Annotated in this window: 27 protein-coding genes; 7 read left to right on the top strand and 20 right to left on the bottom strand. The window is 64.6% G+C overall.

The window, feature by feature from the left end; translation table 11 throughout:
• Nucleotides 1-16: 16 nt before the first annotated feature.
• Nucleotides 17-1,489: an APC family permease gene (locus tag BMF89_RS08905; protein ID WP_253190767.1), complete on the bottom strand. Its 1,473-nt coding sequence runs from the start codon at nucleotides 1,487-1,489 to the stop codon at nucleotides 17-19.
• A 353-nt stretch (nucleotides 1,490-1,842) separates the two neighbouring features.
• On the opposite strand from BMF89_RS08905, the gene BMF89_RS08900 reads away from it, so the two are divergent.
• A complete protein-coding gene (locus BMF89_RS08900) occupies nucleotides 1,843-2,784 on the top strand; it encodes a phosphodiesterase (RefSeq protein WP_078106734.1) in 942 nt (313 codons plus the stop codon).
• 4 nt (nucleotides 2,785-2,788) lie between these two features.
• On the opposite strand, the gene BMF89_RS08895 is transcribed toward BMF89_RS08900, so the two are convergent.
• Entirely contained in the window at nucleotides 2,789-4,372 is a 1,584-nt protein-coding gene (locus BMF89_RS08895; protein ID WP_171983441.1) for a stealth family protein, read from the bottom strand.
• 52 nt (nucleotides 4,373-4,424) lie between these two features.
• Nucleotides 4,425-5,333, bottom strand: coding sequence for a hypothetical protein (locus BMF89_RS08890; protein ID WP_078106733.1), 909 nt, complete (start codon nucleotides 5,331-5,333; stop codon nucleotides 4,425-4,427).
• Nucleotides 5,334-5,502: 169 nt separating this feature from the next.
• Here BMF89_RS08890 and BMF89_RS08885 point away from each other — a divergent pair, with 169 nt between their 5' ends.
• Both BMF89_RS08885 and BMF89_RS08880 read left to right on the top strand, forming a co-directional pair.
• Nucleotides 5,503-5,802 carry a hypothetical protein gene (locus tag BMF89_RS08885; protein WP_078106732.1) on the top strand — a complete coding sequence of 100 codons (300 nt, stop codon included), beginning with the start codon at nucleotides 5,503-5,505 and terminating at the stop codon, nucleotides 5,800-5,802.
• Nucleotides 5,795-6,529 (top strand): LytR C-terminal domain-containing protein, encoded by a 735-nt coding sequence (locus BMF89_RS08880; protein WP_078106731.1) that lies wholly within the window; start codon nucleotides 5,795-5,797, stop codon nucleotides 6,527-6,529. Before BMF89_RS08885 ends, BMF89_RS08880 begins: the two co-directional genes overlap by 8 nt.
• Nucleotides 6,530-6,560: 31 nt before the next feature.
• On the opposite strand, the gene BMF89_RS08875 is transcribed toward BMF89_RS08880, so the two are convergent.
• Complete coding sequence (locus BMF89_RS08875) at nucleotides 6,561-7,202, bottom strand: TetR/AcrR family transcriptional regulator (protein ID WP_078106730.1); 642 nt, start codon at nucleotides 7,200-7,202, stop codon at nucleotides 6,561-6,563.
• 931 nt (nucleotides 7,203-8,133) lie between these two features.
• Here BMF89_RS08875 and BMF89_RS08870 point away from each other — a divergent pair.
• Nucleotides 8,134-8,658: a hypothetical protein gene (locus BMF89_RS08870; RefSeq protein ID WP_253190766.1), complete on the top strand. Its 525-nt coding sequence runs from the start codon at nucleotides 8,134-8,136 to the stop codon at nucleotides 8,656-8,658.
• Nucleotides 8,659-8,992: 334 nt separating this feature from the next.
• A complete protein-coding gene (locus BMF89_RS21575; RefSeq protein ID WP_139359607.1) occupies nucleotides 8,993-9,235 on the top strand; it encodes a hypothetical protein in 243 nt (80 codons plus the stop codon).
• A 30-nt stretch (nucleotides 9,236-9,265) separates the two neighbouring features.
• Here BMF89_RS21575 and BMF89_RS08860 read toward each other — a convergent pair whose 3' ends face one another.
• The 16 genes from BMF89_RS08860 to BMF89_RS08785 form a co-directional block, all read right to left on the bottom strand.
• Nucleotides 9,266-10,024, bottom strand: a complete 759-nt coding sequence (locus tag BMF89_RS08860) for a phosphotransferase (protein WP_078106727.1) — start codon at nucleotides 10,022-10,024, stop codon at nucleotides 9,266-9,268.
• Between the two features lie 186 nt (nucleotides 10,025-10,210).
• Nucleotides 10,211-10,909, bottom strand: a complete 699-nt coding sequence (locus BMF89_RS08855; protein ID WP_078106743.1) for a DsbA family oxidoreductase — start codon at nucleotides 10,907-10,909, stop codon at nucleotides 10,211-10,213.
• 56 nt (nucleotides 10,910-10,965) lie between these two features.
• Complete coding sequence (locus BMF89_RS08850) at nucleotides 10,966-11,505, bottom strand: GNAT family N-acetyltransferase (RefSeq protein ID WP_078106726.1); 540 nt, start codon at nucleotides 11,503-11,505, stop codon at nucleotides 10,966-10,968.
• A 116-nt stretch (nucleotides 11,506-11,621) separates the two neighbouring features.
• Nucleotides 11,622-12,095 (bottom strand): heme-degrading domain-containing protein, encoded by a 474-nt coding sequence (locus BMF89_RS08845; RefSeq protein ID WP_078106725.1) that lies wholly within the window; start codon nucleotides 12,093-12,095, stop codon nucleotides 11,622-11,624.
• Between the two features lie 4 nt (nucleotides 12,096-12,099).
• Nucleotides 12,100-12,408: a Dabb family protein gene (locus tag BMF89_RS08840; protein WP_078106724.1), complete on the bottom strand. Its 309-nt coding sequence runs from the start codon at nucleotides 12,406-12,408 to the stop codon at nucleotides 12,100-12,102.
• Complete coding sequence (locus BMF89_RS08835) at nucleotides 12,405-13,289, bottom strand: PD40 domain-containing protein (protein WP_078106723.1); 885 nt, start codon at nucleotides 13,287-13,289, stop codon at nucleotides 12,405-12,407. Before BMF89_RS08835 ends, BMF89_RS08840 begins: the two co-directional genes overlap by 4 nt.
• Nucleotides 13,286-14,155 (bottom strand): DUF1080 domain-containing protein, encoded by an 870-nt coding sequence (locus BMF89_RS08830; RefSeq protein ID WP_253190765.1) that lies wholly within the window; start codon nucleotides 14,153-14,155, stop codon nucleotides 13,286-13,288. Before BMF89_RS08830 ends, BMF89_RS08835 begins: the two co-directional genes overlap by 4 nt.
• Before the next feature lie 12 nt (nucleotides 14,156-14,167).
• A complete protein-coding gene (locus tag BMF89_RS08825) occupies nucleotides 14,168-15,166 on the bottom strand; it encodes a sugar phosphate isomerase/epimerase family protein (protein ID WP_078106722.1) in 999 nt (332 codons plus the stop codon).
• A 48-nt stretch (nucleotides 15,167-15,214) separates the two neighbouring features.
• Nucleotides 15,215-16,399 carry a Gfo/Idh/MocA family oxidoreductase gene (locus tag BMF89_RS08820; protein WP_078106721.1) on the bottom strand — a complete coding sequence of 395 codons (1,185 nt, stop codon included), beginning with the start codon at nucleotides 16,397-16,399 and terminating at the stop codon, nucleotides 15,215-15,217.
• Nucleotides 16,400-16,408: 9 nt separating this feature from the next.
• Nucleotides 16,409-17,545: a Gfo/Idh/MocA family oxidoreductase gene (locus BMF89_RS08815; protein WP_078106720.1), complete on the bottom strand. Its 1,137-nt coding sequence runs from the start codon at nucleotides 17,543-17,545 to the stop codon at nucleotides 16,409-16,411.
• Nucleotides 17,542-18,285, bottom strand: coding sequence for a sugar phosphate isomerase/epimerase (locus tag BMF89_RS08810; protein ID WP_078106719.1), 744 nt, complete (start codon nucleotides 18,283-18,285; stop codon nucleotides 17,542-17,544). The genes BMF89_RS08815 and BMF89_RS08810 overlap by 4 nt, the downstream gene beginning before the upstream one ends.
• A gap of 40 nt (nucleotides 18,286-18,325) precedes the next feature.
• Complete coding sequence (locus tag BMF89_RS08805) at nucleotides 18,326-19,219, bottom strand: carbohydrate ABC transporter permease (protein ID WP_078106718.1); 894 nt, start codon at nucleotides 19,217-19,219, stop codon at nucleotides 18,326-18,328.
• Nucleotides 19,219-20,157: a sugar ABC transporter permease gene (locus BMF89_RS08800; RefSeq protein ID WP_078106741.1), complete on the bottom strand. Its 939-nt coding sequence runs from the start codon at nucleotides 20,155-20,157 to the stop codon at nucleotides 19,219-19,221. Before BMF89_RS08800 ends, BMF89_RS08805 begins: the two co-directional genes overlap by 1 nt.
• 11 nt (nucleotides 20,158-20,168) lie before the next feature.
• A complete protein-coding gene (locus BMF89_RS08795; protein ID WP_078106717.1) occupies nucleotides 20,169-21,479 on the bottom strand; it encodes an extracellular solute-binding protein in 1,311 nt (436 codons plus the stop codon).
• 132 nt (nucleotides 21,480-21,611) lie between these two features.
• Nucleotides 21,612-22,412 (bottom strand): hypothetical protein, encoded by an 801-nt coding sequence (locus BMF89_RS08790; RefSeq protein ID WP_078106716.1) that lies wholly within the window; start codon nucleotides 22,410-22,412, stop codon nucleotides 21,612-21,614.
• Nucleotides 22,409-23,521 carry a Gfo/Idh/MocA family oxidoreductase gene (locus BMF89_RS08785; protein ID WP_078106715.1) on the bottom strand — a complete coding sequence of 371 codons (1,113 nt, stop codon included), beginning with the start codon at nucleotides 23,519-23,521 and terminating at the stop codon, nucleotides 22,409-22,411. Before BMF89_RS08785 ends, BMF89_RS08790 begins: the two co-directional genes overlap by 4 nt.
• A 178-nt stretch (nucleotides 23,522-23,699) precedes the next feature.
• Between BMF89_RS08785 and BMF89_RS08780 the strand changes: the two genes are divergently transcribed.
• Both BMF89_RS08780 and BMF89_RS08775 read left to right on the top strand, forming a co-directional pair.
• Nucleotides 23,700-24,920: an ROK family transcriptional regulator gene (locus BMF89_RS08780; RefSeq protein ID WP_078106714.1), complete on the top strand. Its 1,221-nt coding sequence runs from the start codon at nucleotides 23,700-23,702 to the stop codon at nucleotides 24,918-24,920.
• Nucleotides 24,921-25,003: 83 nt separating this feature from the next.
• On the top strand, nucleotides 25,004-26,200 hold the full coding sequence (locus BMF89_RS08775; protein ID WP_078106713.1) for an MFS transporter: 1,197 nt from the start codon (nucleotides 25,004-25,006) through the stop codon (nucleotides 26,198-26,200).
• Nucleotides 26,201-26,318: the final 118 nt, after the last annotated feature.

The raw sequence follows: 26,318 nt of genomic DNA, 5'->3' as shown, positions 1-26,318 counted from the left end.
AGACTAGGCTCCGTGATCACTCGGAGTGGCCGATCCGCTGGTAGGCGGCCGGGTTGGCCTTGCGCAGCACGAGGGCCAGCACGGTTCCGGCTGCAAACAAGAGCGGCGCGACGACGAGGAGCGTGGTGTTGACGGGGTCACCGGCCGGGAGGCCGGTGAGAAGTTGGGTGTTGTTGGCCATCAGGCAGGTCACGGCGCACATGATGATGGTCGCGGCCACGGCCGAAGGGACGACATACCAGCGAAGGCCATGGTCCTTGAGCCGGGTGAAGAAGACCACGACGCCGACACCCGTGAGGGCCTGCAGGAGGAGGATGCCGATCACGCCCGGGGTGTTCGTCCAGATCAGGAACTGGGTGAAGGGGTCCAGATGGAACAGTGCCGCGCCGATCACGAGGGCGAGTGCGAGCAGGGTCTGGTCGAACCCGGCCACGGAGGGCGTCCGGTATCGCGGGCTGATGCGGCCGGAGCGTTTCGGGAAAATGCCCTCGCGGCTGAGCGACAGGGTGTAGCGGTTGATGGTGTTGTGGAAGGAGAGCTGGGCGGCGAAGATGCTGGTGACGATCAGGACGCTCATAAGGTTCACGCACCAGCCGCCCGCGAAGTTGCCTGCCGCGATGTAGGCGGTGTCCCCGGCGTCGAGGTGGCCCGCGGCGAACGCCTGGACGGCGTCCGCCCCGAAGGCCTGGACGATGATCCAGACGGCGAAGGCGTAGAACGCGCCGATGAAGGCGATGGAGATGTAGGTGGCACGCGGGACGCTGCGATCCGGGTCCCGGGCCTCTTCCCGGTATAGGGCTCCGGATTCAAATCCCATGAAGGCGGAGAAACCAAGCCCGAGGACGGCGGCGAACTGCGGGGAGAAGACGGCCTGCGGGCTGAATGATTCGAAGCTGATGCCGTGTGCGCCGCCTTGGGCCAGGACGAACGCGGCGACGATGGCGACGATCAGGGTTTCGAGGGTGAGCAGGACGGCGAGGACCTTGGCGCCGACGTCGATTCCGCGCCAGCCCAGGTACCAGACGGCGCCGATCGACACGATCGCGTAGAGCCACCAGGGAAGTTCCACACCGGTGAAGGACTTCACTGCGAGGTTGGCTTGGATGCCCAGCAGTCCATAGAGGCCGATTTGCAGGCCGTTGTAGCTCATCCAGGCAGTGAGGCCGGAGCCGAGGCCGACCACGCGGCCGAGCGTTTTCGAGATGTAGCCGTAGAAGCCGCTGTAGGACCGGACGTGGCGGGTAAGCGCCATGAAACCTATGGCGAACAGGCCCAGGCCGATGGCCGCAGCGAGGTAAATGGAGGGAGCCCCGACGCCGCCCACGGCGAGGGCGAGCGGGGCGATCCCGACGACGATGGTCAGCGGAGCGGCCGCCGACACCAACATGAACACAATGTCGCGAGTGCCTATTGCGTTCTTCTTCAATCCGCCGTCAACGCTGACGGTCGCGGGCGGCGCCATTGCCGCCGATTCTTTAGTGAAAGCCATTCACTTATTGTGAGGTGCGGCATAGGTTTGCGTCAAGAGGGTCTGTTCTGCAGCCCCGACGCCCGCTCACGTATGTCGCCTTTTCGGCCAACGCCCGCTCACTTTTGCCGCCATTTCGGCCGACGCTCGCTCACCCTGGTGAGCGAGCGTCGGCCGAGATGGGCTTATAAGTGAGCGGGCGTTGGGGAAAGTGGGCTTATAGGTGAGCGGGGATCGCGGGGGTCGAGGGGGAACGCGAGTAATTTTCCAACATTCCGACGGTAAGTTACCCTGCGTTAGCCTTTTGTCTGGTTGGATTGTGTCTATTGGGACTGAAACTGGAGGCGCCGCCTCCTACCGACCCGAAGGTAGTAATGGAGCTCATCGAGGCCGAGCACCCGCGGCCAGGACACGTACTTCTGCACCTTAGCGACTCCCATCTGTTGGGAGGGTCGGAACCCCTTTACGGCGCGGTCGACAGTGAAGCCCATCTGAGGCAGCTCTTCTCGGAAGTGCACGCGTCAAAGGTCCGCCCCGACGCCGTGATCTTCACCGGCGACCTCGCCGATCAGGGTGAACCGGGTGCCTACGCCAAACTCCGGTCGATCGTCGAGCCTGCCTGTCGGGAGATGGGCGCGCGGGTGATCTGGGCGATGGGAAACCACGACGACCGGGCGAATTTCCGTGCCGGCCTCTTCGACCAGAGCGACAATGACGCCCCGGTGGATCACAGCTACTTCGTCAACGGGCTGCGGATCATCACGCTGGATACCTCCGTGCCCGGCTTCCATCACGGTGAGCTAAGCCAGAGCCAGCTCGACTGGCTGGAATCGGAGCTCGCGACGCCGGCTCCGGACGGCACGATCCTTGCCCTCCACCACCCTCCGGTCCCGAGCGTCCTCGACCTATCCATCCTGGTGGAGCTGCGCGGCCAAGCGGCGCTGGCCGACGTCGTTCGCAATTCGGATATCCGCTCCATCCTGGGCGGCCACCTGCACTACTCCACCACCGCGATGTTCGCAGGCGTCCCGGTGTCGGTGGCTTCCGCGAGCTGCTACACGCAGGACCTCAACGTTCCGCAGGGCGGCACCCGCGGCCGTGACGGCGCCCAGGCATTCAACCTGGTCCACGTTTATGAGCAGATGATCGTGCATTCGGTGGTGCCATTGGGCAAATCGCCGACTGTCGGTGAGTACGTCAGCCCGGAAGCTACGCGGCGGCGGCTCGCCCAAGCAGGCATCCGGATTCCCCAGCGAGCCACGCATGAACGCGGTTCCATGGCCGACGCGAAGCGTCCGGAGATGACCCGCCGCTAGCGGACTACTTCTCCCACGGGGCTTTGACCGGGAAGTACTTCTCCATGAAGTCCGTGACGAGTCCGGCCCTTTCGTCGGCAGCCACTTCGGGGAAGCTGCCATCGTTGAGGCAGAAGAAGTCCACGTTGCGTTTGGCGAGCAACGTGGGCAGGTAGTGCAGCCCGGACCACAGGGTGGTATCCACGTACCTGACCTTGGCGGCCGTCTGCGTCACCGCCCGGCCCGTGAGCAGCGAATAGTAGTGGTAGAACGAGTTCGTCACGGAGATGTTGTCCGCCGCACGGAACCTGCTGGCCGCCGTCTTGGCGAACTCGGCCGGAAACTCGCGCTCCATCTCTGCGATGACGCTACGCCGAAGGGGCGCGGCGGTGTGCTCCAGATGGCGCGTGGTGATGCGCCCGAACCGCTCCCAGAGGAGCTTCCTGTTGACGCGGGCAGCGTTCTCGAAGCCGCTGCGTTCGGCGTCGTTCTCTCCCAGCCCGATCCGGGTGGAAGCTTCGATGAACTTGGTGATTCCGCCGGGGGTGAAGAACATGTCCGGTGCAACGGGCCGGCCGAAGAACATGTCGTCATTGGAGTACAGGAAGTGCTCGGAGAGGCCCTCAATGTGGTGCAGCTGGGATTCCACGGCCTGGGAATTGTGGGTGGGCAGCACGGTGGGGTCCTTGAAGAACTCCTCGCTGCGCATGATCCTGACGCTTGGGTGCTCGGCCAGCCACTCCGGCGCGGGGGAGTCCGTCGCGATATAGATCCGGCGAATCCAGGGCGCATACATGTACACCGAGCGCAAGGCATATTTGAGCTCGTTGATCTGCCGGAAACGGGCTTCGTGAGCGTCTCCCTCGCCCACGACTGCGTCTTTCATCTGCTCGCGGCGTGCCGCGATATACGCGGGGTCGTTTCCGTCCACCCATGAAAAGACAATGTCGACGTCGAAGTCGATGTCGCTCGCGTGGTCCGCGAACATGTTCTCGATGGTCGGCCAGCTCAGCCCGTGGCGTTCCACCGTGCCCCGGACAGCGTCCTGGCGCAGCATGGTTCGCCGGGTCAGGGAGTTCTCCACCGGCAACACGAGTTGTTCGCCGTCGAACTCCCACAATTCAAGCTGCACGCCCAACGAGGGACCGTACGTCAGCCCGCCCCCGGGTTCCACGCGCGGACGGAAGAGCCGGAAAATCCGGGCCTTCCGGTTGCTGGACAACTCGCCGTCGGCCACCAGCAGCGTGGATTTCTTCCGCGCATCGACGGTCATGGAGTAGAACGGCTCGTTCCGGAAAGCCGAGACCAGAGCTTGGCGCAGTTTCTTCCGGAGCTTCCAGTCGACGGCGATCACGGGCCGGTGGTCGTTGCCGCGGACCAGGATGAAGTCCAGGCCGGCCGCGTCGAGTGCGGCACGGATCACGAGTAGATCTTCGACCATCACCTCCTGCGGGGTGCGGTTCTGGTTCAGCAAGCTGTATCGGCCGCGATGGCGGACGACGTCGGCGCGGTGCTTGAGGCGCGCCTCGACGGCGGGCGACGTCGGTTCGGGAACGACCGCATCGTCGTCGGAGGCGGGGCTACCGAAGTAGATTGCTTGCTGGTCCATGTCTGTGATGGCTTTTCTCCGAAAGATTGTGGTTGGCGCGGGCTTGGTGAACCTAGCCCACCAAGGCTTCACGCCAACTGTGCAGGAACGCGCCTCCGGCGTCGTCGTGAATGACATCGTCGCCCAGGCCGAGGTCTGTGGCTGTAAGAACATCGTAGGGCTTGTTGGGCACGCCGTCCGCGGGCCGGACGTCGACGTGCTTCACGCTGTGGTCATTGTGGTGGAGCCAATCCGCCATGGCGTAGTCAGTGCGCGAATCGCCTACTGTCCGCCAGGCCTGCGGGGTGATCCCTTGGGCGGCGAGGAGCTCCACCGCGCGGCTGGCGCCGAGATCCTTGCCGAGCCGGACGGACTCGATGTCCGTAGAGATGATGGTGGGGTCCAGGCGGTAGTCCGCGGCGTCGTCGGACTCTGGTGCGTGGTGATCCAGGAGTGCGCCAGAGAGCCCGTGCTTGCCCATGAGTTCCAGGGCGTCGGCGTCGAAGAGCTTCTGCTCGGCAAGGTAGTCGTCACTTGAGACGTCCAGATGCTGCTCCACCGACACCATGGCGCGCTTTGTCTCATCGAAGAACATGTGCGTCGCATAATCCTCTGCCACCATGCGGCGGACGTCGTCGCCGTAGGCCTTCGGAACGGCAAGCTCATGGTCCACATGGATGGGCCCGGGACCTCCCGAGGTGTAGCTGAACCACACGGCGCCCTTCTCGCAGATCGCGTGGACCACGGTTCCGGCGGGCATTCCGGCGGCGATCATGGGCGCCATGACCTGCTCGCGGATGAAAGCGTCCGAGCGGCCGGTGTTGAAAATGACGGGGATGCCTGCGGATGCCAAGCCCACAAGGTCCGCGATGATCGCCGGCTTCACATCGCGCGTCACGGGACTTGCGACGGGACCGTCGACGTCGAGGAGCAGTGCGAGGGCAGGAGCGGCCGGGTGCGTGCCTGGCATTGAAGCAGTCATGATCCCATTCTGTCAGTCCGGCGGGTTGGCGGCAGTGGTGTGACGGCCGACGGCGGGAGGCGCCACCGTTCGGCGCACGCGGTCCGCCAACGGTTACCTTTTGGCCACAACCTTCGTGGCCGACTTCTCACAAGTTCCCTTGGGCGCCTTACTTCTTTAGGCTTGCACAGTGATATTCAAAGCTGTGGGCGAGGGACGCCCGTACCCCGACCATGGTTTTTCCACGCCAAAGGACTGGGCCGCGCTGCCCCCGCGTCCGGTCCGGCTCGATGAACTTGTCACCACCAAGCGCACCCTTGACCTTGAAGCCCTGTTGGCCGAGGATTCGACGTTCTTCGGCGACCTCTTCCCCCACGTGGTGCAGTACCAAGGCCTGCTGTATCTCGAAGACGGGCTCCACCGCGCAGTACGGACCGCGCTCCACCAGCGCACGGCCATCCACGCCCGGGTGCTCGTGATAGATGGTTAACGAAACAATCCCGGAAGAGCAGGTGGCCGTGCCCGAGAACGCGGATCCGGGGAAGCGCCCGAAACGTCCCGGTAGGCAGAAAGATCCGACGACCCTGCACGGGCATCGCGTTGTCACCGGTCCGGATCTCCGGGCAACTTTTGCTGAGGCTCCCGGGCCTGAGAGCCATCCGGGGTGGTTCAGCCGCCGCCTCCTGCACGGGATCGTCCTCGCGCTGCTTGTCGGAGTGGTTGTTGCCGGACTCGTGGGGGCATGGGCAGTCATGAACGGCGTGATCCGTTTCCCCTCCGCCGTTGCAAGCCAGGCGCCGGCCGCCGTGTGTCCCGCCACGGTTTTCGACTACACGCCCAACAACAAGATCAGCATCAATGTCTTTAACGCTGCTGGCAGGCCCGGCCTGGCCAAGAACGTGGCGGACCAGTTGAAGGCCCGGGGATACAACGTCGGCACGGTCGACAACTCCACTACGAGCTACACCGGCCCCGCAGTGGTGGTTTCGGGATCCAGCGGCCAAGCGGCAGCGTTCAACATCCAGAAGAATATCGCCGGCACCGATTACGTCCAGGACCAACGCACGGATGGTTCCGTGGACCTCATCCTCGCCCCGGGATTCTCGGCACTCGTCCCACCGGAGCTCGTGGACAACACTCCGGGGAAGCTCAGTTGTCCCCGCCTCGAGCAGCGGATCGCGGACAACGCGAAGCTGCCGGTGATTCCGACGCCTTAGCCCGGCGGACGCAGCCAGCTCCGCGGGCGAGTTACGCCAGTCGCGCGGGCCGGCCGTCGTCGTCGAACCTTGCTCCTGCGCCCAACTGGATGAACCGCACGGTCTGGACCAGCCGCTCCTCAAGCTCGTCCAGCTCCGCCCCGTTCGCCGAATTGCCGCGTGCTGCGCTGGAGGACAGGGTTCCGTGGATGAGCCGGGCGAGCTGGCCGACGTCGGCGGGCGGGAGGTAGCCGGCGGCGATACCGTCGCGCAGGATGTCCTGGAGCAGCAGGTTGAGTTCGCCCACGTGGTCTGCCAGTTTCGCGAAGGAAGCGGGGGAGAGGACTGCCGCCATCGCAGGACCCGGCGGGAGGTGCCGTCGGCTGAGGTCTTCCACCTGGGCGCGCACGTAAAGGGCAAGGCGGTCCACCGGGTTCTGAAGTGCCGCGAGGGATTCGCGCAGGTCGCCCAGGAACCGCTCTGTCTCATCCAGGGCGTACGCGATGAGGAGCTGTTCCATGTCGGCGTAGTAGTTGTACACCGCGGTCCGGCCGACGCCGGCGTGACGCGCGACGTCGGTCATGGTCAACCCGGGCAGTCCGTGGGTGAAGAGCAGTTCTCCGAAAGCCGTCAGGACCCGGCGTCGGGTTTCAGCGCGTTGCGCGGCATTGGTGGCGGCCGTAATCCTAGGCATACAGACACTTTACAGGGATCTGTCAGCAAAGTTGGGCCGGCGGAGACCGTGGTTTCCCGGGGCTGGTGATGGTTCCACCGGGATGTGACTCTTTCCCTCACTAGTTGATGTTTTGTCTCAAATTAGTTGGTACGGAGCGAATCCCGCCGTTCGGCTAGCGGGCCCAAGGGTACGGTGATCGATCCTTCACGGGGACACCGCGCCTGCCCTAGCTCCCCACAAAATGCGCCGATGTGTACGCTGTCCCCATGAGCAAGGCGACCTCAGAAGGCAGTTCGTGGCGTTGGTTCCTGCATGCGCTGAGGAACTTATTTGCAGACGGAGGGCCGTTGGCACCTGGATGGGGCTTCGGTCGACGGAAGAACTAATAAGCCGCTGCCAGAATAGTCCGGAGCTAAGATGACCACCGCTGCTGTTGCCGTCCTCATTCTGTCTAGTGCCCTCATGACTGCATCGGCTTTCCTACAGGTAGCAAGTCATCCCACAACGAATCCCATATTTCGACAACAGTCCAATGAGACTGATAGAACGAGTAAATGGCTGTTCCTTAGTGGCATTGCCCTAATCGCCGCCGGCTCACTCCTGCTCTCCCAGAGCCAAGGCGAGAAGTCCACCATTGAGTTTCCTGTGTTCTTAATTATGGGAGCTGCGCCTGTGGGACTGATTCGGCTAATTCATAATCGGCGAGTGAAACGGAATAACGTACGCGACGACGGGCGATGAGACAGAATCCAGTCTGGTCGCCAGGGGCCGAATGGCCGATAGAGCCACTTGGATTCCGCAAGGTGAACGCTGAGGGATCCTTGACCGTACATGTACCCGGACCGGGGACAGCATACGGACAGCGCGAACCCACAACGCTTAAGGACCGGTTGCGACTTGCCTTTGGGCGAACGCACCATAGACTCGGCCCATGTCAGGTCGTGGGGGAATGAGACCAATTCGCAGTGCTGCTATGGCGGCGGTGCTGGGCCTGCTGCTGTCCGGGGGCCTGGCAGCGTGCACGTACGAGGATGCCGGCGATCCGGTGCAGACAGCCGCCGAGCACAGCATTCGCCCAGCGCCTTTCGTCCCCACGAAGGGCCCGGAGATACTGGATGCCGAAAAGCGCAACTACGGCGAATTGGACAAGCGCCTTGGAGCGGCCGAAGGTTTCGTTCTCCTTGAGGACTCCGGCCCTGCCGACGGACCAGGGGTTGGTTTCAGCAAAACCGTAAAAGTGGCGACCGCAGGCCGGTATACCGTCACGGCGGCTTGCGTGGGCATCCCGAACGCCCAGATGTTCATCACCGCCGGAGGGTCTGAGCAGCTGAAGTCGCTCGATCTTGATTGCTCCGGCGTCTTGTCGAAGATTGTCGAGTTGCCAGCGGGATATGTCGTGGCATCGCTGATACGGCACGACCCGAACGGTCCTTGGACAGGCGCCGTCGCCGGAGTCCGAATCACTACTGGATAAAAGGCGACGACCGGACTTCGAAGCCCCTCGGCGGCGCGACGACGCCGCTGCTGCGATTCACATGTAGGCGCTGCTGAAGGCCAGATCTTTGGGCGTTCCACCTCTAAGGTTGAGGAAAACGGACACGTACGACCAACCTGGCTAGACATTGTGGCCAACTTTCCCAAGGCATATTCTGTGAGCCTGATCGGGGACTGGGGTGGGTCGTGTGGCCGGAAAAATTAGGATCTCATCATTGGCCGTCGTGCTATTCGCCGTCCTGTGTGCGTGCGCAGGGCCTGCAACGCCGATCACAGAAGCCTCCGCGGAAGCACCGACCCCCATTGCTTCAGGCATGCCAATCATGCTTTACACGCACTGCGGAATCGAGGAATTGCGCGTCGATGACACGTTCTTCATTGCCGAAACACCATTGGATGATGGTCAGGGCAATCCCCCTCCGGGATGGGGGAACCCCTATCAGGCGGGCACCGTGACCGTGTCCGGTTCACAGGCTGTTTTTCGGGATGACAACGGCCACATCGTCACCTTCCGGGCTCGTCCCGGTGCGACAGGTTTACTCAAGACCTGCTCCTGAGAGTCGACATGCCGTCCGGTGAAGGATCCCTCAGCGTGGGGATGTGAGAAGCGCTTTCGACCAAAGATCCTGATGGCGCTCCGCGTATTCGGTTGCGGCCCGCCAGTGGTCGCCATGGCCTTCGAGATACATTGAACCCCACGGTTCATGCCCCGAGTCATGGGAAGACTTTAGGAGGTGATACATCGCCGCCGCGCGCTGAGACATCGCTTCTGGAAGTTGTCCGCGCATTCGTCGATCCGCATCGTACCCACCAATGAAGGCCGTCAAATTCTGCGCGGCTTCCTCCGGCGCCTGGTTCGTGTCCGAGAGCGTGAATGCCTGGGCGGCGTAGGCCAGATCCCACAGTCGTGTGCTCGGTGCGGCAGCGTCCCAATCGATAAACGTCCAACGATCACCGATGATGAGATTCCACGGCGCCAGGTCGTTATGGCAGATCAACTCTTCGCCCGGTGATGGGATCGCCACGTTCCACCGCGCGTCACGCGGTGGAACGAATGACTCGCTCGCGTCGTGGATCGCGCGCACCATCGCTCCGACACGATGAAGTTCCGAATGCGTGAGTGGCTCTGACCCGAGAGCAAGGCGACCCGGAATGAACTCGGTGATTTGTCGGCCTTGCTCATCCTGGCCTAGGACCGCTGGCACGTCGACGCCAGCTTTCCTGACAGCTGTCATGAACTCGAAGACGCTCGGCGTCGAGTCCATCCACGGCTTGCGTACTGTCGATCCAATGCGTACGACCCCATCGCTGACATTGCCACCTTCGAGTATCTGCTCGGCATCCATTACTCGATGCTAGCTCCGTCCGTAAACCGATCCTTTACCGGACGCCGCCCGATCGGATTATGCCATTGAGATGAGCGTCCCGGGGATGGTCCTGATGGAGACTTGCGACGCCGCTTTGCGGAGAAGAGCGATCGAGGCACTCACGATATCTTGCCCGCCTGGGGTGTCGCGGCTGCCGCTAATCTCCTAGATCGCGCAGCCGTCCGGGCCGCAGGCCTCGGCATCGGGGCTGCCGACGGCGACCAGCGGATTCGCTTCCTGCCACGCCTGTGTGAGGGCCTGGGTGAAGACCTCCGAGGGCTGGGCTCCGGAGAGTCCGTACTTGCGGTCGATGACGAAGAACGGCACGCCGGTGACGCCGATCATCCGTGCTTCGGCGATGTCGCCGCGGACGTCCTCCGCGTACTTGTCGGTGCTGAACAACTCGGCGATTTCGGCTTCCGGCAGGCCCAGGTCGCCGCCGAAGCTGCTCAGGTATTCCTGGCTGCCGATGTCCTTGCCGTGTTCGAAATGGCCGCTCAAGAGCAGTTCCTTGGCTTCGTCCTGCTTGCCGTGGGCGGCTGCGAGATGGATCAGGCGGTGTGCCGTGAAGCTATTGGCCACCACGACGTCGTCGAAGCGGTAGTTGAGGCCCTCGCCTTTTGCCTGCAACGCCACGTGCTCGAACATCTGGCTGACCTGCGCGGGGTCCATGCCCTTGCGCTTGCTCAGGTAATCCAGCTCTGTGCCGTCGTAGTGTTCCGGGATGCTCGGATCCAACTGGTAGCTGCGCCACTGGATCTCGACCGAGTCGCGGTGCGGGAATTCAGCCAAGGCCGTTTCGAACCGGCGCTTTCCGATGTAGCACCACGGGCAAGCGACGTCTGACCAGATCTCAATCTTCATGATGGCGACAACCGGAAGTGGTCGCCGGTCATTCCCGGCCTGGCCTGTTGGACTGGTCACAGCCCGGCGACGGCCCGCTCCATCACGAAATCGTGCTCCACGGAATCGCCCAAGCGGAACGACTTGGTCCCGACCTTCCTGAATCCGCTCTTCTCATAGAAGCGGATGGCCTTGGCGTTCTGGCTGTTGACGCCAAGCCACACACCGGCAGCCCCCGAGCCGGCAGCGCGGTCCAAGGTGGCCTTCATGAGCTCCGCGGCAGCGCCCAGGCCGTGGTGTTCCGGATGCACATAGCACTTGCTCAGTTCCGTGGAAGGGTTGAGCGTCAGGGCCGAAGCGACGTCGGCATCGCTTGTGGGGCGGGCCACGAGCATGCTGTAGCCGCGGAGTTCACCGGCGGCGTCGATGGCCAGGATGGTGATGTCTGGATCGGCAAGGTATTCCGTGAACTTCTCCGCGCTGAGCGTCCTGCGCAGGTGCGCCGCGATGTCTTCGGGCGAGGAGTCCGGCGGGCAGGCAAGCGGAAAGGTGACGGCGGCAAGCTCCGCCAGCGGTCCGGCGTCGTCCGCTGTTGCTTCACGGATTGTCTGGCTCATGCGGTCCTCTCAGGCAAACGGGCTCAGAAATGCCCCTCAAGACTGATCTTAAGGGGCATTTCCGGAAGAATTACGACGGCGGTGGTCCGCCCGAGAGTTGAGCGAAGGGTTCCCGCCTAGGCTGCGAGGTGTTTGCGGATCCCTTCGACAATGAGGTCGTGATCCTCCTGCGAAGAAAGGCCTGACGCAGTGACGGCCGCGACCACGCCAACGCCCCGGACCCGCACGGGAAACGAGCCCCCTGTCACGGCGTAGTCGGCGCCCAGCCACCCACTGGCCACCGGATCGATACCGGCGGAGGACAATCGGGCTTCTACAAGTGCGCTGCTGGATTCCATCCGCAACACGAGTGCGGATTTCCGTGCGATCCACGATTCCTGGTCCGGTGTGATGCCGGGCAGCGCCGCGCGGAAAAGGATGAGCCCGGGGCGCCGGATGTCGATGCCGATGGCATGGCCTGCCGCCTGGGCCATGCCCGTGAGCCGCGAGCCGAGCCTCCAGGCGTCACCGTGATCGAAAGAGGTGAAAATCAGTTCCTCTTCCTGGCGTTTCAGAGCTTCCAATGCTTCAAGAGCGCTGATGCCGGCCATGGCGCTACCGTTCTTCCGTGCCGTAGGGTTCGAAATCGAACTCCTGAAAGTCGGACACTTCCTTCGCCCAGCGGGACTCCACGAATCCGACGTGGGCAGGATGGTCATTGTAGGAGCTGAAGGCCTCCGCGCCGTCGAACGTCATTTCAAACTGAAGGCCAAGCGGGCTCTTCTGTGAAATCTGGCGGGATACGCGGAAGTCCTGCACTACCGGTATGGCAGTCAGTGTGGCGACTGCTGCGTCCAGGAACTCCCGTTCCCCGGAGGAACCGGGCTCGTGGATGAGGGAGAAAGCGACCGTGTGGCGGATCATGGCGTTCCAATCGAAGTGCTGACGGGATAGGCAACATAAGCGAACCGCTCCGAGTCGGGCGACCAGCTGTTGACGTTGAGGGTTCCCTGCCCGCCGAAGAGCGGCCAGGTGTGGAGCGGCCTCGCCCAGTCGCTCGTGGAAACAACGACGACGTCGACCGGCAAGTCCGCGGGGTGGCCTTCCGTGCCGCCGGGGAAGCGGATGTAGCTGGCCAGCCGCCCGTCGGGCGAGAGGTGCGGGAACCAGTCGACGGTGTCGCTCTCCAGCAGGTGCTCAGGCTTGCCGCCGCTCGTCCGCACCCGGGCGAGTTGGGCGTGGCCCGGCCGGTCCGTGAAGGCTTCGGTATTGAAGTACAGCCATTCGCCGTCGGGTGAGTACTCTGGACCGTCGCAGTGGCCAGGGCCGGTGTCCACGAGCGCGGATGGGCCGCCTGCCGCAGGCATCGTGATGAGCCGGCCAGGCTGGGTGAAGTCCCCGGCTTCTATCCCCACGTAGGCGAGCGTCTGTCCGTCGGGGCTGACGCCGTGGAGGAAATGGAACCACCCGTCGTCGGCCGTGAGGCGGTCCGCCTCTCCGCCGTCCAGGTCTGCGCGGTAGATATGGCCATCATTCGCCGAGAGGTAGATGGTGGAGCCGTCGGGCGCGAGGATGTGGTCGTTGTTGAGGTCCGGGATTCCGGTGATGGCTACCTTTTCGAGTCCTCCCGAAAGATCCAGCCGCCAGAGGGCGCCGTGACCGTTGAGGATGAGGGCGCCGCCATCGAGCGTCCAGTTCGGTGCTTCCAGCAGGAGTTCTTCCGTGGCGAAGGCCAGTTCGGAAGCACCTGTGGCGGAGGCGATCCATACTTCGCAGCGCTGGCCAGGTTGGAGGGTCCGTATCACTTGGGGGCCTCGACGGAGCCGCCCGGGAGTTCCTTGATCCGGATGTTCCGCCACCTGCATTGTGCTCCGACGCCCCAGCGGGCTTCGCCGAACACGGCGTCGTTGTCGTGGACCTCGAGCGCGATGTGTCCGCTGTCGCCAAGCACCTCGAAGACCGCATCGGCGTCGTAGTTGGGGGATTGCAGGGTGGCGGTATCCAGTTCCGCGATCTTGAGGCCGTTGATCCACGTGGTGATGACAGGCATGCTGCCGACGCAGCGGATCCGCAGCTCGTTCCACTCGTCCCAGCGCCACACGTTGAGGAAATCGTCGACGTCGGCTGCGTAGCTGAGCCGGGCACGCTTCACTTCCGTGACGGGTTCCACAGAGGTGGCCGGGTCGTCTGCGACAAGGCCGGTGGGGCGGCCGGCGTCGTCGCGGACGACGTCGATCGCGAACGGAACGGCCGAGAAGCTCGCCAGTCCGTTGCCGAAGAAGCCGCCGATGCCACCGGAGGGGCGGTGGTCCACGAGGACTTGGAACCCTTCCCAGCTGTCCCGTTGACGCCGGATCATCACACCGGTGTCCGCAGGCCAATCGGGGCGCATCTCAAGCTTCAATTCGAAGTCCCCGAACGCCTGGTCGCTGACAAGGTAGCCGCCATAGCCGCTCCCGGGAGCGTCCTGCTCGCCGATCAAGACGCCGTCTTCAACCTTCCAGCGGGCAGGATGCTTCTCCGGCTCTACGGGGCGCTGGAGTCCGAGGCTGTCGAAGTGCTCCAGGACGCTCGGGCCGCCGGGATACACCGAGCCGTAGATCCGAGGCGCGGGGTGCCACCCGGCCAGGCTGGCGCCGTCGAACAGCGGGACGAACCCGTCGTTACCCACGTCGGACACCACCTAGTCCTGGCTGAAGGCGGCGTCGAAGCTGGTTTGGGAGGGCGGGAAGTCGAACTTCTTGAGGGCGGCGAGGGCTTCGGGGGCGCCGTGGAGGCGGTCCATGCCGGCGTCTTCCCATTCGACGGAGATCGGTCCGTTGTAGCCGATGGCGGTGAGGGCCCGGAAGCTCGATTCCCAGGGCACGTCGCCGCGTCCGGCGGAGACGAAGTCCCAGCCGCGGCGGGGGTCGCCCCAGGGCAGGTGGGAGCCCATGACGGTGTTGCGGCCGGTGGGGCGCAGCTTGGTGTCTTTGCAGTCCACGTGGTAGATCCGGTCCTTGAAGTCCCAGATGAAGGAGACGGGGTCGATGCCTTGCCACATGAAGTGGGAGGGGTCCCAGTTCAGGCCGAACGCTTCCCGGTGCCCGATCGCTTCCAGGGTCCGGACGGTGGTCCAGTAGTCGTAGGCGATCTCGGACGGGTGGACTTCGTGGGCGAAGCGGACACCGCATTCGTCGAAGACGTCCAGGATGGGGTTCCAGCGGTCGGCGAAGTCCTGGTAGCCGGCCTCGATGACCTTCTCGGGGACGGGCGGGAACATCGCGACGTATTGCCAGATCGAGGAGCCGGTGAACCCGACGACGGTGTCCACGCCGAGGGCCTTGGCGAGGCGGGCGGTGTGTTTCATTTCCTCGGCGGCGCGTTGGCGGACGCCTTCGGGATCGCCGTCGCCCCAGACCTTGGCCCCGACGATCCCTTGGTGGCGGAAGTCGATGGGGTCATCGCAGACTGCCTGGCCCTTGAGGTGGTTGGAGATGGCCCAGACCTTGAGGTTGTATTTGTCCAGGACGGCGAGCTTGGATTCGATGTAGCCGGGTTCGTCCCAGCGCCAGGCGTCCAGGTGGTCCCCGGAGACGGCGATTTCCAGGCCGTCATAGCCCCAGCCGGAGGCGAGCTTGGCGACTTCCTCGAAGGGCAGGTCGGCCCACTGGCCGGTGAACAGGGTATACGGGCGGGGCATTGGTTCTCCTTGCAAAGATTTACGGGGGAAGCTGGACGGCCGGCGGTTCTAGTGGCCGGAGACCTGGATGATGGCGGACTTGGCGTCGGCTGATTCTTCGATGGCGGCCAGGACCTGCTGGACGGCGAGTCCGTCTTCGAACGAGGGCGAGGGCGGGGTCCCGGCGTCGATGGCCGCGAGGAAGTCACGGATCTCGTGGGTGAAGGTGTGCTCCCAGCCGATCACGTGGCCCTGCGGCCACCAGGCGGCCATGTAGGGGTGTTCAGGCTCGTTGACCAGGATCCGGCGGAAGCCCTGCTCCCGGACAGGCACCGTGGCGTCGAGGAAGCCGAGCTCGTTGATGGATTCCAGGTCGAACAGGAGCGAGCCCTTGTCGCCGTAGATTTCCATCGTGAGCGAGTTCTTCTTGCCCGTGGCCATGCGGGAGACTTCCACCGAGGCGATGGCCCCGGAGGCGAGGGTCAGCGTGGCCCAGGCGGCGTCGTCGACCGTTACTTGTTCCGGACCGTTCGCCCCGGGGCGGTTGTCCACGAAGGTGTGGAGCCGGCCGGAGACTTCGGTGACGGTGTCTCCGAGGAGGAAGAGGACCTGGTCGATCGCGTGGGAGGCGATGTCGCCGAGTGCCCCGGACCCGGCGGTTTCCTTGTTGAGGCGCCAGGTCATGGGGGAGTCGGCGTCCACGAGCCAGTCCTGCAGGTAGGCGGCGCGGACGTGCCGGACCGTGCCCAGCCGGCCTTCGGCAATGAGCTCCTTCGCGAGGGCCAGGGCCGGGACGCGGCGGTAGTTGAAGCCGATCATGGACTGGATGCCGCGCGCCCGGGCGGCACGCGCGGCTTCCGTCATGGCTTCGGCCTCGGCGAGGGTGTTCGCGAGGGGCTTCTCCACGAGCACGTGCTTGCCCGCCTCCAGGGCCGCGGTCGCGATTTCGGCGTGCATCCAGCCCGGAGCGCAGATGTCCACGATGTGGATGTCATCGCGTTCCAGGACCTGGCGCCAGTCCGTGGCGGACTCGCTCCACCCGTACCTGGTGGCGGCCTGGGCGACCTGTTCCGCGTCCCGGCCCACGAGTACTTTCTGTTCGAAGGCCGGAACGTCGAAGAAACTGGCCACGTTCCGCCACGCGTTGGAATGGGCTTTGCCCATGAACGCGTAGCCGATCGCGGCGACACCCAGGGGTGTCTTGCCCGGTTCGCCGTCGTGAGGATTGGTGGGGGTAGGGGCGGAGCTAGTCATGAGTGATTCCTAGAGGGTGGCGGCCATCGGGTCCCAGTCCTCGGGGAGGGCCTGGGAGGTCACGGCGGAGCTGTCGACGCCTACGAAGGTGCCGGTTTCGGCGGACTCGGAAATGGAAACCAGGGTATCGACCACATGGTAGGCGAGGGCTCCCTGGGCGCGGTGGGGAACGCCGGCGCGCAGGGAACGGGCCATGTCCAGCACGCCCATCCCGCGGCCGTTGGCCGGTCCCGTGGCGGGAATGATTTCAGCTTCGTCGGCCCCGGCGCGCCATAGCTTGAGGTCGCCGTCGAAGTTGTTGGGGTCCGGCAGTTCCAGGGTGCCCTCGGTGCCGGTGATCTCCACGAAGCCCATCCGCAGGCGGGGGGATTCGAAGCTGAAGACGCTGTGCGAGGAGGCCCCGCCCTCGAACTGGAGCATCGCGGACACATGGGTGGGGACCTCGACGGCGAATTCCTCGCCCGCCTTGGGCCCGGAACCGACCACGCGGACTTCCTTGGCCTTGGACCCGACGGCGGCGACCTTGCGGACCGAACCGAAGGTCTGGACCAGGGCGGTGACATAGTACGGGCCCATGTCGAAGAGCGGGCCTGCGCCGTGGGCGAAGAGGAAGGACGGGTTCGGGTGCCAGGACTCCGGGCCAGGGGTCTGGAACATGGTCAGGGCAGTCAGCGGGGTGCCGATGTCGCCGCGTTCGATGATCCGGCGGGCCGTCTGCAGTCCTGCGCCCAGGAAGGTGTCCGGTGCGCAGCCGAGGCGGATGCCCGCCGCGTCGGCCGTCTTCAACAGGGCCAAACCGGATTCGCGGTCCAGGGAGAACGGCTTCTCGGTCCAGACATGCTTGCCGGCGTTCACCGCGGCAGTGGCCACCTCGACGTGCGCCGCCGGGATGGTCAGGTTCACGATGATCTCGACGTCGGGATGGTTCAGGGCCGCGTCCACGCCACCCCATTCCGGGATGCCGTATTCCTTGGCCCGCGCTTCCGCGGCTTCCTCGAACAGGTCCGCGATGACATGGACCTTCAGGTCCGGGAAGACCGTCAGGTTGTCCAGGTAGGCCTTGCTGATGTTGCCGGCACCGATGACGGCGACGCCGACGGGTCCCCGGCGGGTGGACGGTGTGGACTGGTGCGTTGCGGCGCTCATGCGTTCACATCCTGTGCTGCGTGGAGGAAGGCGAGGCTCTGGGCGATGCCTTCGAAGATGTCGCCAGCGTAGTCGTCGAACTCAACGACGCCTACTTCGAGGGACTTGGCGGCAGCAACGACGTCGAGCACCGGGATGGTGCCCTGGCCCGCCGGCAACTGGGCTTTCGTGTCCGTGGTGCCGGGGCCGTCCTTGATGTGGATGAACTTCACGCGGTCACCGAGGCGGGCGAGCAGTTCCACGGGGTTCTGGCCACCGACCGCAGCCCAGTAGGTGTCCACTTCCAAGACGAGTTCCGGGTCGAGGAGGCCTTCGAAGTACTCCAGGGCGGTCTGGCCCCCGATGATGGACTCAAGTTCCCAGGCGTGGTTGTGATAGCCGACGCGGATGCCGTATTCGGCACCCTTCTTCGCGGCGGCGTTGAGCTTTGCGGCGGTGGCCTGGATGTCCTCGGCGTTCTGCCAGTGCTCTGCGGGCAAGTAGGGATCGATGACCGTTGCAATGCCCAGTTCCTTCGCAGCGGCGAAGATCTCATCCTGGTCCTGGCTCAGCAGCGGCGCGTGGCCGGAGGGGGCGCTCAGCCCGTTCTCCTTCAAGGCAGCGCCCAGCTCCTTTGCCGTTGCCACGAAATTGTAGGGTTCAACCTGCGTGAAACCGATCTCGGCAACCTTCTTGATGGTGCCCGGCAGGTCTTCCTGGATGGCATTGCGCAAGGTGTACAGCTGGATGGAGTAAGACATGGTTTTCCTTTGCGTTGTCAGTTGCATGAAAAGGTTCGAATTAGCGGCCGGCGAGGGATCCGCCGATGCCGCCGACGCTGAAATACTTGTTCAGGGTGGCGAAAACGATGATGGGCGGGAGCATCATGACGACGGCGAGGGCCATGACGCCGGACCAGTCGGTGAGGTTTTGCTGGAAGAAGGACTGCACGCCGACCGGGAGGGTGAAGATTTCGTTGGAGCGCAGGAACACGATCGCGACGAGGTAGTCGTTCCAAGCCAGGAGGAAGGCGAAGATGGCTGTGGACAGGATACCGGGCAGGGAATTGCGCAGCACCACCTTCGTGAACGATCCGAACACCGAGCATCCGTCGATCCAGGAGGCTTCCTCGAGGCTGACCGGGATGGAATCGAAGTAGGCGGCCATCATCCAGGTGGCCACCGTCATGGTGGAGCCGACGTAGATGATGATCAGGCCGAGCAGGTTGTCCACGAGTCCCATGCCTGCGAACAGGATGAACAGCGGCACCACGGAGGTGATGATCGGCAAGGACTGCATGACGAAGAGCAGCAGGGAGTAGCCGGAGACGGCTTTGGAGCGGCCGCGGGAGAGGACATAGCCGGCGGGCGCCGCGACGGCGACGGAGACGACCACCGTGGAGAGCGTGGTGATGAGGCTGTTTGTCAGCCAGGTGCCTGCGAGGGTCTTGGAGAAGACGCCGGTGATGTTTTCCAGGGTCAGGCCGGTGGCGGTGCTGTTCGGGCCCGGCGTGAGGGCGAGGATCACAGTGACCATGATCGGGACGAGGACGATCGCGGTGATGGCCAGGATCAGGACAAACCGCCACCAGCGTCCGTGCAAGCCGGCTTCGGAGAGGGTGCGGCGGGTTTTCTGGGGTCCCGCGACGCCGAGCGCGGGTCCGGATTCGGGGTGGGCGTGCAGTACTGCGCTCATTATTCGACGCTCGACTTTCGGATCTGGCGGTACAGGAAGACCGACACGACGACGAGGGTGAGGGTCATGAGGAAGGCGATGGCGACGCCGGGACCGGTCTGGAAGTCCTGGAAGACGCTGCGGTAGGCCAGGACCACGAGGGAGGTGGTGGCGTCGACGGGGCCGCCGCCGGTGAGGAGGTAGATCGTGGGGAAGTCGTTCACGCAGAAGATCGTCATCAGGATCCAGCTGATGTAGGTGGAGCGGGCGATCATCGGCAGCGTGATCTGGGTGAACTGCTGCCACTTGCTGGCGCCGTCCATGCTTGCGGCTTCGTAGACGGTGGTGTCCACGGAGGCCAGGGCGGCGGAGATCATCATCATCATGAAGGGGAAGCTGACCCAGACCTTGAAGACCATGACCATGACGGCGGCGAGGTGCGGGTCGGCCAGGAACAGCGGCGTGCCGAGTCCAAGGTTGCGGAAGATCGAAGGGATGAGGCTGTCCGGGGTGGCGACGAGCCAGTTCCAGGCCGTGGAGGACACCACGATCGGCACCACCCACGGCAGGAGGAGCAGGACCTTGAAGGTGCCGCCCGCCGGGATCTTGGTGCGTAGGAGCAGGGCCAGGCCCAGGCCCACCAGCCAGGAGCCGAAGACGCCGACGATGGTGAACCACAGGGTGAACTGCGCGGCCTTCCAGAAGGCGGCCGAGGACAGGACGGTGGCGAAGTTGTCGACGCCGACGAAGTTGCCGGTGTCGATCAGGGAGCCGTCGTGGGTTGCCTGGACGCCCGCGTAGATCAGCGGGTAGCCGTTGATCAGGACGAGCAGGACGATCGAGGGCAGGAGGAGCCAGAAGAAGGTCCGTTTGGTCTGGCCCGACAGTTTGCTCTTGCGGTTCAGGCCGCCGTTGTGGGTACGGGACCCGCCCCCGGGCCCGATTGCGTTGTGGTCGATGACATGGCGTTTTACTTCTTGAGGACTGACTGGAGACCGCTCTGGAAGGCTGTCAGCGCCGACTTGGCGTCGGTCTTGCCCGTGAGGATGGTCTGGGTGAACTGGTTGAGTGCCTGGCCGCCGTCGAGGACAGCGAGGTTGGCGTTGAGGGAGGTTCCCTGGGCGGCGAAGGTCTTCGCGATGGGCTGGTATTCCTTGACGATCTTGACGTTGTTGGGATCGCCGGCAAACTCGGGAAGTTCGGTGATGGACTTGAAGACCGGGAGGGCGTTCATGAGCTTCTGCTGCCAGAGGGTCTTGAGCTGGCCCATGTAGTACGTCAGGAAGGCCTCGGAGGCGTCCTGGGAAGGAGTGTTCTTGTACATCATGATGTTGTTCGGGAACACCAGCGTGGCTTTGTCGCCGTGCGGACCGGCCATCGGGCTTGCCACCATGAGGTCCCCCGAGGTGTCTCCCACGCGCTGCGGGACGCCGAGCACGTACATGCCGAAAGCGGCCTTCTTGTTCTTCCACTGCGCGTCGAGGTTGTCCGAGGTGTAGCTGACGGCCGCGGGATCGATGATGCCGTTGGAGACCAGTTCGAGCAGGAATTCGGTGGCTTCCACGTTGCGGTCGTTCATGACGTCCAACTGGCCGTCCTTGGTGAAGACGCCACCACCGTTGTTGATCATCATCATGATCATCAAGTGGTTGCCGATGTTGTTGCCGGCTCCGGAGCCTGTCGCGAATCCGACGGCGCCGATGCCCTTGAGCTTCTTGCCGGCTTCAAGCAGGCTGGGCCAGTCGGTAGGAACCGCAACGCCGGCCTGGTCGAAGAGGGACTTTCGGTACCAGAGGGGGCGCATGTCCAGCTGCCACGGAACAGCGACGTAGCCCTTGTCCGACTTGAACGGCTCCAGGACGCCCGGCAGGAAGTCATCGAACTGGCCGTTCTTCTTCAGTGCGTCGACAACCTTGTCTGCGTACGCGATCTGGCCCTGCTGGTCGAACTGGAACGCCTGGAATCCACCACCGGTGGACACCGCGGGTCCGGTCTTGGACGCGATGGCCGAGGAGAACGTCTGGTAGAAGTTGTTCCACTGGATGATCTGGTAGCTGGCCTTGCTGTTGGCCCCCGAGAAGCCGTCGGTGATCTTCTTCGCGGCATCGTTATAGGCCGTTGTGGCCCACGGCATGTCCCAGAACTTGATCGCGCCGCCGGCGGAGCTCGAGCTGGAGCCGCCCCCGCAAGCTGCGAGCAGGGGGACGGCGGCTGCTGCCGCCGTGAGGCCGAGGAATCCCCTGCGGGAGAAATTACGCTTGGCTTCGGACTGAACATTCATGATGATTCCTTTCGGGACCGCTGCGTGGTCTGCGCGTTTGGTGCGGTCCGGCTCGTCGTCGAGAAGGCTAATGATTGCTTTGGTGCTCTGTTTTGCTCGATTGCGCTGGTTGCGTGGAGGAGAAGTGCAGGTTCAGGTCAAGTGCGCGATGGATTCCGTCAACCGCGCAAAGCCGGCCAGATCGGAAGGGAGAGTGCCGGCGTCGAGGTGTTCCTTGAGCCGGCGCCAGGTGGTGCGGTGGGCGGATTCGTACAGCGTGGGCAGGAGGATTTCCCCTTGGGGCCCGGTAGCGCGGACTTCGGCCGGCCAGGCGGCAAGCGGTTCCGGGACCGCAATGCTGACACCGCCGTCGTCGGTGTAGAGGCGGAAGTCGACGCCGGCGGCCCGGGAGTTGCTCAGCACGCCCTGGAGCGAAACCGGGGCACCGTTGGCAAGCCGCCCGGAAACCGTGTAGCCGTGCGGACCGTGGCGCAGGACGCGAAGCGCGTCCAGTTGTCCGGTGACGCGTACGACGGCGGCGAGATGCTCGGTGAGCAGCCGTTCCGGATCCGTGCCTGCCGCGGCCGTCGCGACAGTGTCCAGCATCGCGGCGCGGCCGGCGACCGTGCGGACGGCGTCTTCGGCTCCTGCGAGGCCGGGGTTGGAGGCCCAGCGTTGGTCCAGGACAACCGCTACGCCGGCGGCTTCAGCGGCGTCGAGCAGGGTGGCGGTATTTTCCGGGACCGGGTTGACGACGACGATGCCCGATGCTCCGCCGTCGATCGCCTTGATGGCCTCCGTGGTCCAGCCGGGGGTGCCGTCGAGGGCGGAGATCCGTGCGGCCTCCCCGGCGGCCACGGGGCCGAAGCTCGCAGGAAGCGACGCGACCGCGAGTCCTACCGCGCCGCTCTCTTCGGCCCGCGGGGTGGCGGCGACCGTGTACTGGGTGCTCATGAGTGGGCTCCTGCATGGCTGTTCGCGTGTTCCGCGGCCGCAACATCCACTGTGGCGTCGGCAATGGCTATCGCGAAGGTGAGGTCATTGATGAGGGTCTCAGCGGACGGCGGTTGCTTTGTGCCGAGTGCCAGTTGGGCGAGTTCGCGCCATTCGCCCTCGTAGCCGTTGTGCTCGAAGGGTCCGTAGGTGGTGCTCGCGGCATTGCGGGTGATAGTTGCGACGGCGGAACCCGCCTGCACGTAGGAAGGGGTGAAGTCCACGCGAAGGGCTGTGTCGTCCGAGATGGCTTCGAATGCCCATTCCGGCTTCCAGGTGGAGTTCATGGCCGCCCTGAGTTCGATGATCCGGTCACCGGCGCCGTGTTTTCCGCAACGCAGGGAGATCACGTAACCGAAGGGGCGCACATGGCGTGCCTGCAGAACTTCGAGGTCCTCGAAGTTCGGTATGAAGCGGCGGACGAGGGGGAGGTCGTGGATGGCGAGTCCCATGATGCCGCCGCGGAGGGCGTTCTTGATGACCTCGACGTCGCTGTAGTCGGGGGTGCCGCCTGCGGGCCGCGTGATGATTTCGGTGGCGAAGTCTTCGAAGCGGGCATTGGGCGGAAGGACGATGGAAGAGCGGATGGTGTGGACGTTCTCGGGCAGATCGCCCCAGTTGGCTTCTGCTGCGAGCCAGCCTGGATCGAAGGTGTGCATGGCGCCCACGATGATCGGCACGCCCGTTTCCGCGCTGACCGCCGAAATCCGGGCTGCTTCCTCGCCGCTCATGGCGAAGGGCTTTTCGCAGAGGACGGCCTTCTTTCCTGCGCGGCACGCTGCGATGACTTGGTCCGCATGGAATTGGTGGGGGCTGCAGATGGCCACGATGTCGACGTCGGGATCGCCCAGGAGCGCGTCCATGCTGGTGCTGTGGTTGGCGCCGACGCGGGCTGCGACCGATTCGGCGACCGCGGCGTCGACGTCCATGATGTGGCGGACTTCCAGGATGTTCCGGAGCCGGGCCAGGGAGGGAAGGTGGATTGCTTGGGTGACCGGGCCGGCGCCAAGGATGCCGACGCCGAGGGGCTTCGGTGATCCTAACGGTGTTGCCTGTGAGTGGCTGGACAAGATCAGTTACCTCTTCGTAAACGGAGTCTCTGGAGTTTCAGCGTGGCTTCGTGGGCTACGTGACCCTTCTCACAAACAACCTACGACGACTTTTGTCGATGAGCAAGCAAAAGTTGAAAAACATTCGACAATCTTTTTACTGCGTGACACCCATAAGCAATCGTGCTATCACTGATGCATGACCTCAGCACCCGGAAAAGACCCCGGCAAGGACGGCCCCGTACAGGACGCCGGGAGCCTTTCGCGTGCAGGAGATCTGTTTCAGCTTCTTCGCGACGGCCAGGCACGAACCCGGGCAGAACTCGCCATCACTACCGGGCTCGCCCGTTCCACCGTCGCCTCGCGCATCGACGCCCTGATGAACTCCGGACTCGTGGGCCCGGCCGGCGAGGCGAGTTCCAGCGGCGGCAGGCCGCCGTCGCGCTTTGCCTTCAACCCTGCGGCCCGTGTTGTCCTGGCGGTCGACGTCGGAGCTACGCACGTGATCGTCGCGGTCACCGATCTCGGTGGAACCGTTTTGGCCGAGCGACGCCTCGCGCAGGAAGTCGCTGACGGTCCCGAGGTGGTGCTCGGCAGGGTGGTGGCTGCAGGGCGGGAGCTCCTCACCGAGGCAGACCGCAAGCTTGAAGACCTTGCCGGAATCGGCATCGGGCTGCCCGGACCGGTGGAACACGACAGCGGCAGGCCGATCAAACCACCGATCATGCCCGGCTGGGACGGGTTCGACGTGGTCCGTTACATGCAACGCTCGCTGCCGGTCCCGGTCCTCGTGGACAACGACGTCAACATCATGGCCCTCGGCGAACGCACGGCATACTGGCCGGACCACGACAATCTGCTCTTCGTCAAAATCGCCACGGGCATCGGCGCGGGCATCATCAGCAGCGGCGAGCTGCAGCGCGGTGCCAACGGCACGGCCGGGGACCTCGGCCACGTCCGGGTTCCCCGCGGCGACGACGTCCTCTGCCGTTGCGGGAACTACGGCTGCCTTGAAGCGCTCGCCTCGGGACCCGCCGTCGCCCGCCAGCTCCACGCCCAAGGACTCGCTGCCAGCAACGGCGGCGATGTGCTGCATCTCGTGGCCGACGGAAACCTCCAGGCGATCCAGGCACTCCGGCAGGCCGGACGCGACGTCGGCGATGTCCTGGCGACCGTGGTCAATCTGCTCAACCCCTCCATGATCGTGATCGGCGGCAGCATGGGGGAGGCCGGTGAGCACCTTGTGGCCGGCATCCGCGAAGTCGTCTATCGGCGCTCCCTTCCCTTGGCCACCTCGCACCTGCGCATCGGCATCTCGATGGCGGGCGACCAGGCCGCGATCCTCGGTGCTAGCCAGATGGTCACCCAGCACGTTTTGTCCCCGGCCGTGATTGAAGCCACGCTGCAGGCAACGGGCTGAGCGGCGACTTATGGCGTTCCGTCGCTGCATGCCGTGATAGCAATGAAGGTGATGTCTACTTTCGCCGCCCTCCAGCGCACCCCATGAGCAGCCAATTCCTCGCCAAGGTCCCAAGAGGCTGGCTGATCCTCGCGTGCATAGGCCTCATCGCCCTCAACATGCGAGGACCCTTCGTCGCGGTGGCGCCGGTGGTGGATTCCCTCAAACGGGACCTTGGATTCTCACCCGTGGAACTCGGGCTGCTGACGGGCATTCCCGTGCTCTGCTTCGCGCTCGCCGCGCCGCTGGCCTCGATGGCGGGACGCAGGTTCGGCGCTGAATTCGCAGTGATGCTCACGCTGGCGGGCGTGCTGGCCGGCGTCGTGATCCGCTCAAGCGGCGGCGGCGTTCCGGTCATGGCAGGTACGGTCCTCATCGGCCTCGCCATCACCATCGGGAACATCGCAGTGCCGCTCATCATCCGCCGGGACTTCGCGCCGCGGCGCCAGGCAACAGCGATGGGCGTCTACACGGCGGCCCTGAACATCGGGTCCTTCCTGACCTCGGTGGCCACCGCACCGCTCGCGGAACTTGTGGGTTGGCGGCTTGCCCTCGCGGCGAGTGCCCTCCTGGCGCTGGTGGCCATCGTGTTCTGGATCCCCGCGGTCGGTGCCCGCCGAGCGTTCGTTCCGGCTGCGGTGCCGGCCGCCGAGGGATCGCGGGGCGGGAAGGCTGCCGGCGTTGGCTGGCTGACCGTTGGCCTGACGCTCGGCTTCGCAGGCCAGGCATTCTCGTACTACGGCGTGACCGCGTGGCTTCCGAGCTTCCTGGCCGACGAGCTGGGCATGGGAACCGCACAAGCCGGCGCGGGATCGTCGCTCTTCCAGATTTTCGCGATTGTCGGTGGCCTCGGCGTGCCGCTGCTCGCCCGTTTTACCAGTACGACGGCGGTAGCGGCCACCTTGGGTGCCTTGTGGCTCACGGTGCCGTTGGGCTTGTTGCTGGCCCCGGGCTGGTGGTGGCTGTGGTCCTCGCTCGGGGGAGTCGCCCAGGGTGGCGGCATCACGGTCATCTTCATCGCCATCATCAGGTTCGCCCGCGACCAGGCCTCGGCAGGCAAGATGTCCGCCGTCGTGCAGGGGGTCGGTTACTGCTTCGCGGCCCTGGCTCCCACCATCATCGGCTACGTGCACGGCATCTCCGGCAGCTGGACCGTGCCGCTCCTCGTCATCCTTGGCTCGGTGGCCGCGTTCTGCGTCTGCACCACCGTCTCGGTGCGCTGGGTGGCCCGGCAACGTTAGGTGCGCTCACGACGGTAGGCGGGTCCCGCCGTCGTCGCCTACCCAACTAATACAAAAGTAGGGGTGGATCAGGCTGCGGTGACCGGAGTGATCGTGACGTCGTAGCCGAGGCTGTTGA

The sequence above is a fragment of the Arthrobacter sp. SRS-W-1-2016 genome, from assembly GCF_002009585.1.
Lineage (GTDB): Bacteria > Actinomycetota > Actinomycetes > Actinomycetales > Micrococcaceae > Arthrobacter > Arthrobacter bambusae_A.
The sequence above is the reverse complement of the archived record's forward strand: the minus strand, read 5'-3'. Positions and strand labels throughout refer to the sequence as shown.

What these genes read in the sequence shown, in the direction of transcription:
- BMF89_RS08905 (WP_253190767.1), bottom strand. Translation starts at nt 1,489, where the DNA reads ATGGCTTTCACTAAAGAATCGGCGGCAATGGCGCCGCCCGCGACCGTC.
- BMF89_RS08900 (WP_078106734.1), top strand. Translation starts at nt 1,843, where the DNA reads ATGGAGCTCATCGAGGCCGAGCACCCGCGGCCAGGACACGTACTTCTG.
- BMF89_RS08895 (WP_171983441.1), bottom strand. Translation starts at nt 4,372, where the DNA reads ATGGACCAGCAAGCAATCTACTTCGGTAGCCCCGCCTCCGACGACGAT.
- BMF89_RS08890 (WP_078106733.1), bottom strand. Translation starts at nt 5,333, where the DNA reads ATGACTGCTTCAATGCCAGGCACGCACCCGGCCGCTCCTGCCCTCGCA.
- BMF89_RS08880 (WP_078106731.1), top strand. Translation starts at nt 5,795, where the DNA reads ATGGTTAACGAAACAATCCCGGAAGAGCAGGTGGCCGTGCCCGAGAAC.
- BMF89_RS08875 (WP_078106730.1), bottom strand. Translation starts at nt 7,202, where the DNA reads ATGCCTAGGATTACGGCCGCCACCAATGCCGCGCAACGCGCTGAAACC.
- BMF89_RS08870 (WP_253190766.1), top strand. Translation starts at nt 8,134, where the DNA reads ATGAGACCAATTCGCAGTGCTGCTATGGCGGCGGTGCTGGGCCTGCTG.
- BMF89_RS21575 (WP_139359607.1), top strand. Translation starts at nt 8,993, where the DNA reads ATGCCAATCATGCTTTACACGCACTGCGGAATCGAGGAATTGCGCGTC.
- BMF89_RS08860 (WP_078106727.1), bottom strand. Translation starts at nt 10,024, where the DNA reads ATGGATGCCGAGCAGATACTCGAAGGTGGCAATGTCAGCGATGGGGTC.
- BMF89_RS08855 (WP_078106743.1), bottom strand. Translation starts at nt 10,909, where the DNA reads ATGAAGATTGAGATCTGGTCAGACGTCGCTTGCCCGTGGTGCTACATC.
- BMF89_RS08850 (WP_078106726.1), bottom strand. Translation starts at nt 11,505, where the DNA reads ATGAGCCAGACAATCCGTGAAGCAACAGCGGACGACGCCGGACCGCTG.
- BMF89_RS08845 (WP_078106725.1), bottom strand. Translation starts at nt 12,095, where the DNA reads ATGGCCGGCATCAGCGCTCTTGAAGCATTGGAAGCTCTGAAACGCCAG.
- BMF89_RS08840 (WP_078106724.1), bottom strand. Translation starts at nt 12,408, where the DNA reads ATGATCCGCCACACGGTCGCTTTCTCCCTCATCCACGAGCCCGGTTCC.
- BMF89_RS08825 (WP_078106722.1), bottom strand. Translation starts at nt 15,166, where the DNA reads ATGCCCCGCCCGTATACCCTGTTCACCGGCCAGTGGGCCGACCTGCCC.
- BMF89_RS08820 (WP_078106721.1), bottom strand. Translation starts at nt 16,399, where the DNA reads ATGACTAGCTCCGCCCCTACCCCCACCAATCCTCACGACGGCGAACCG.
- BMF89_RS08815 (WP_078106720.1), bottom strand. Translation starts at nt 17,545, where the DNA reads ATGAGCGCCGCAACGCACCAGTCCACACCGTCCACCCGCCGGGGACCC.
- BMF89_RS08810 (WP_078106719.1), bottom strand. Translation starts at nt 18,285, where the DNA reads ATGTCTTACTCCATCCAGCTGTACACCTTGCGCAATGCCATCCAGGAA.
- BMF89_RS08805 (WP_078106718.1), bottom strand. Translation starts at nt 19,219, where the DNA reads ATGAGCGCAGTACTGCACGCCCACCCCGAATCCGGACCCGCGCTCGGC.
- BMF89_RS08795 (WP_078106717.1), bottom strand. Translation starts at nt 21,479, where the DNA reads ATGAATGTTCAGTCCGAAGCCAAGCGTAATTTCTCCCGCAGGGGATTC.
- BMF89_RS08790 (WP_078106716.1), bottom strand. Translation starts at nt 22,412, where the DNA reads ATGAGCACCCAGTACACGGTCGCCGCCACCCCGCGGGCCGAAGAGAGC.
- BMF89_RS08780 (WP_078106714.1), top strand. Translation starts at nt 23,700, where the DNA reads ATGACCTCAGCACCCGGAAAAGACCCCGGCAAGGACGGCCCCGTACAG.
- BMF89_RS08775 (WP_078106713.1), top strand. Translation starts at nt 25,004, where the DNA reads ATGAGCAGCCAATTCCTCGCCAAGGTCCCAAGAGGCTGGCTGATCCTC.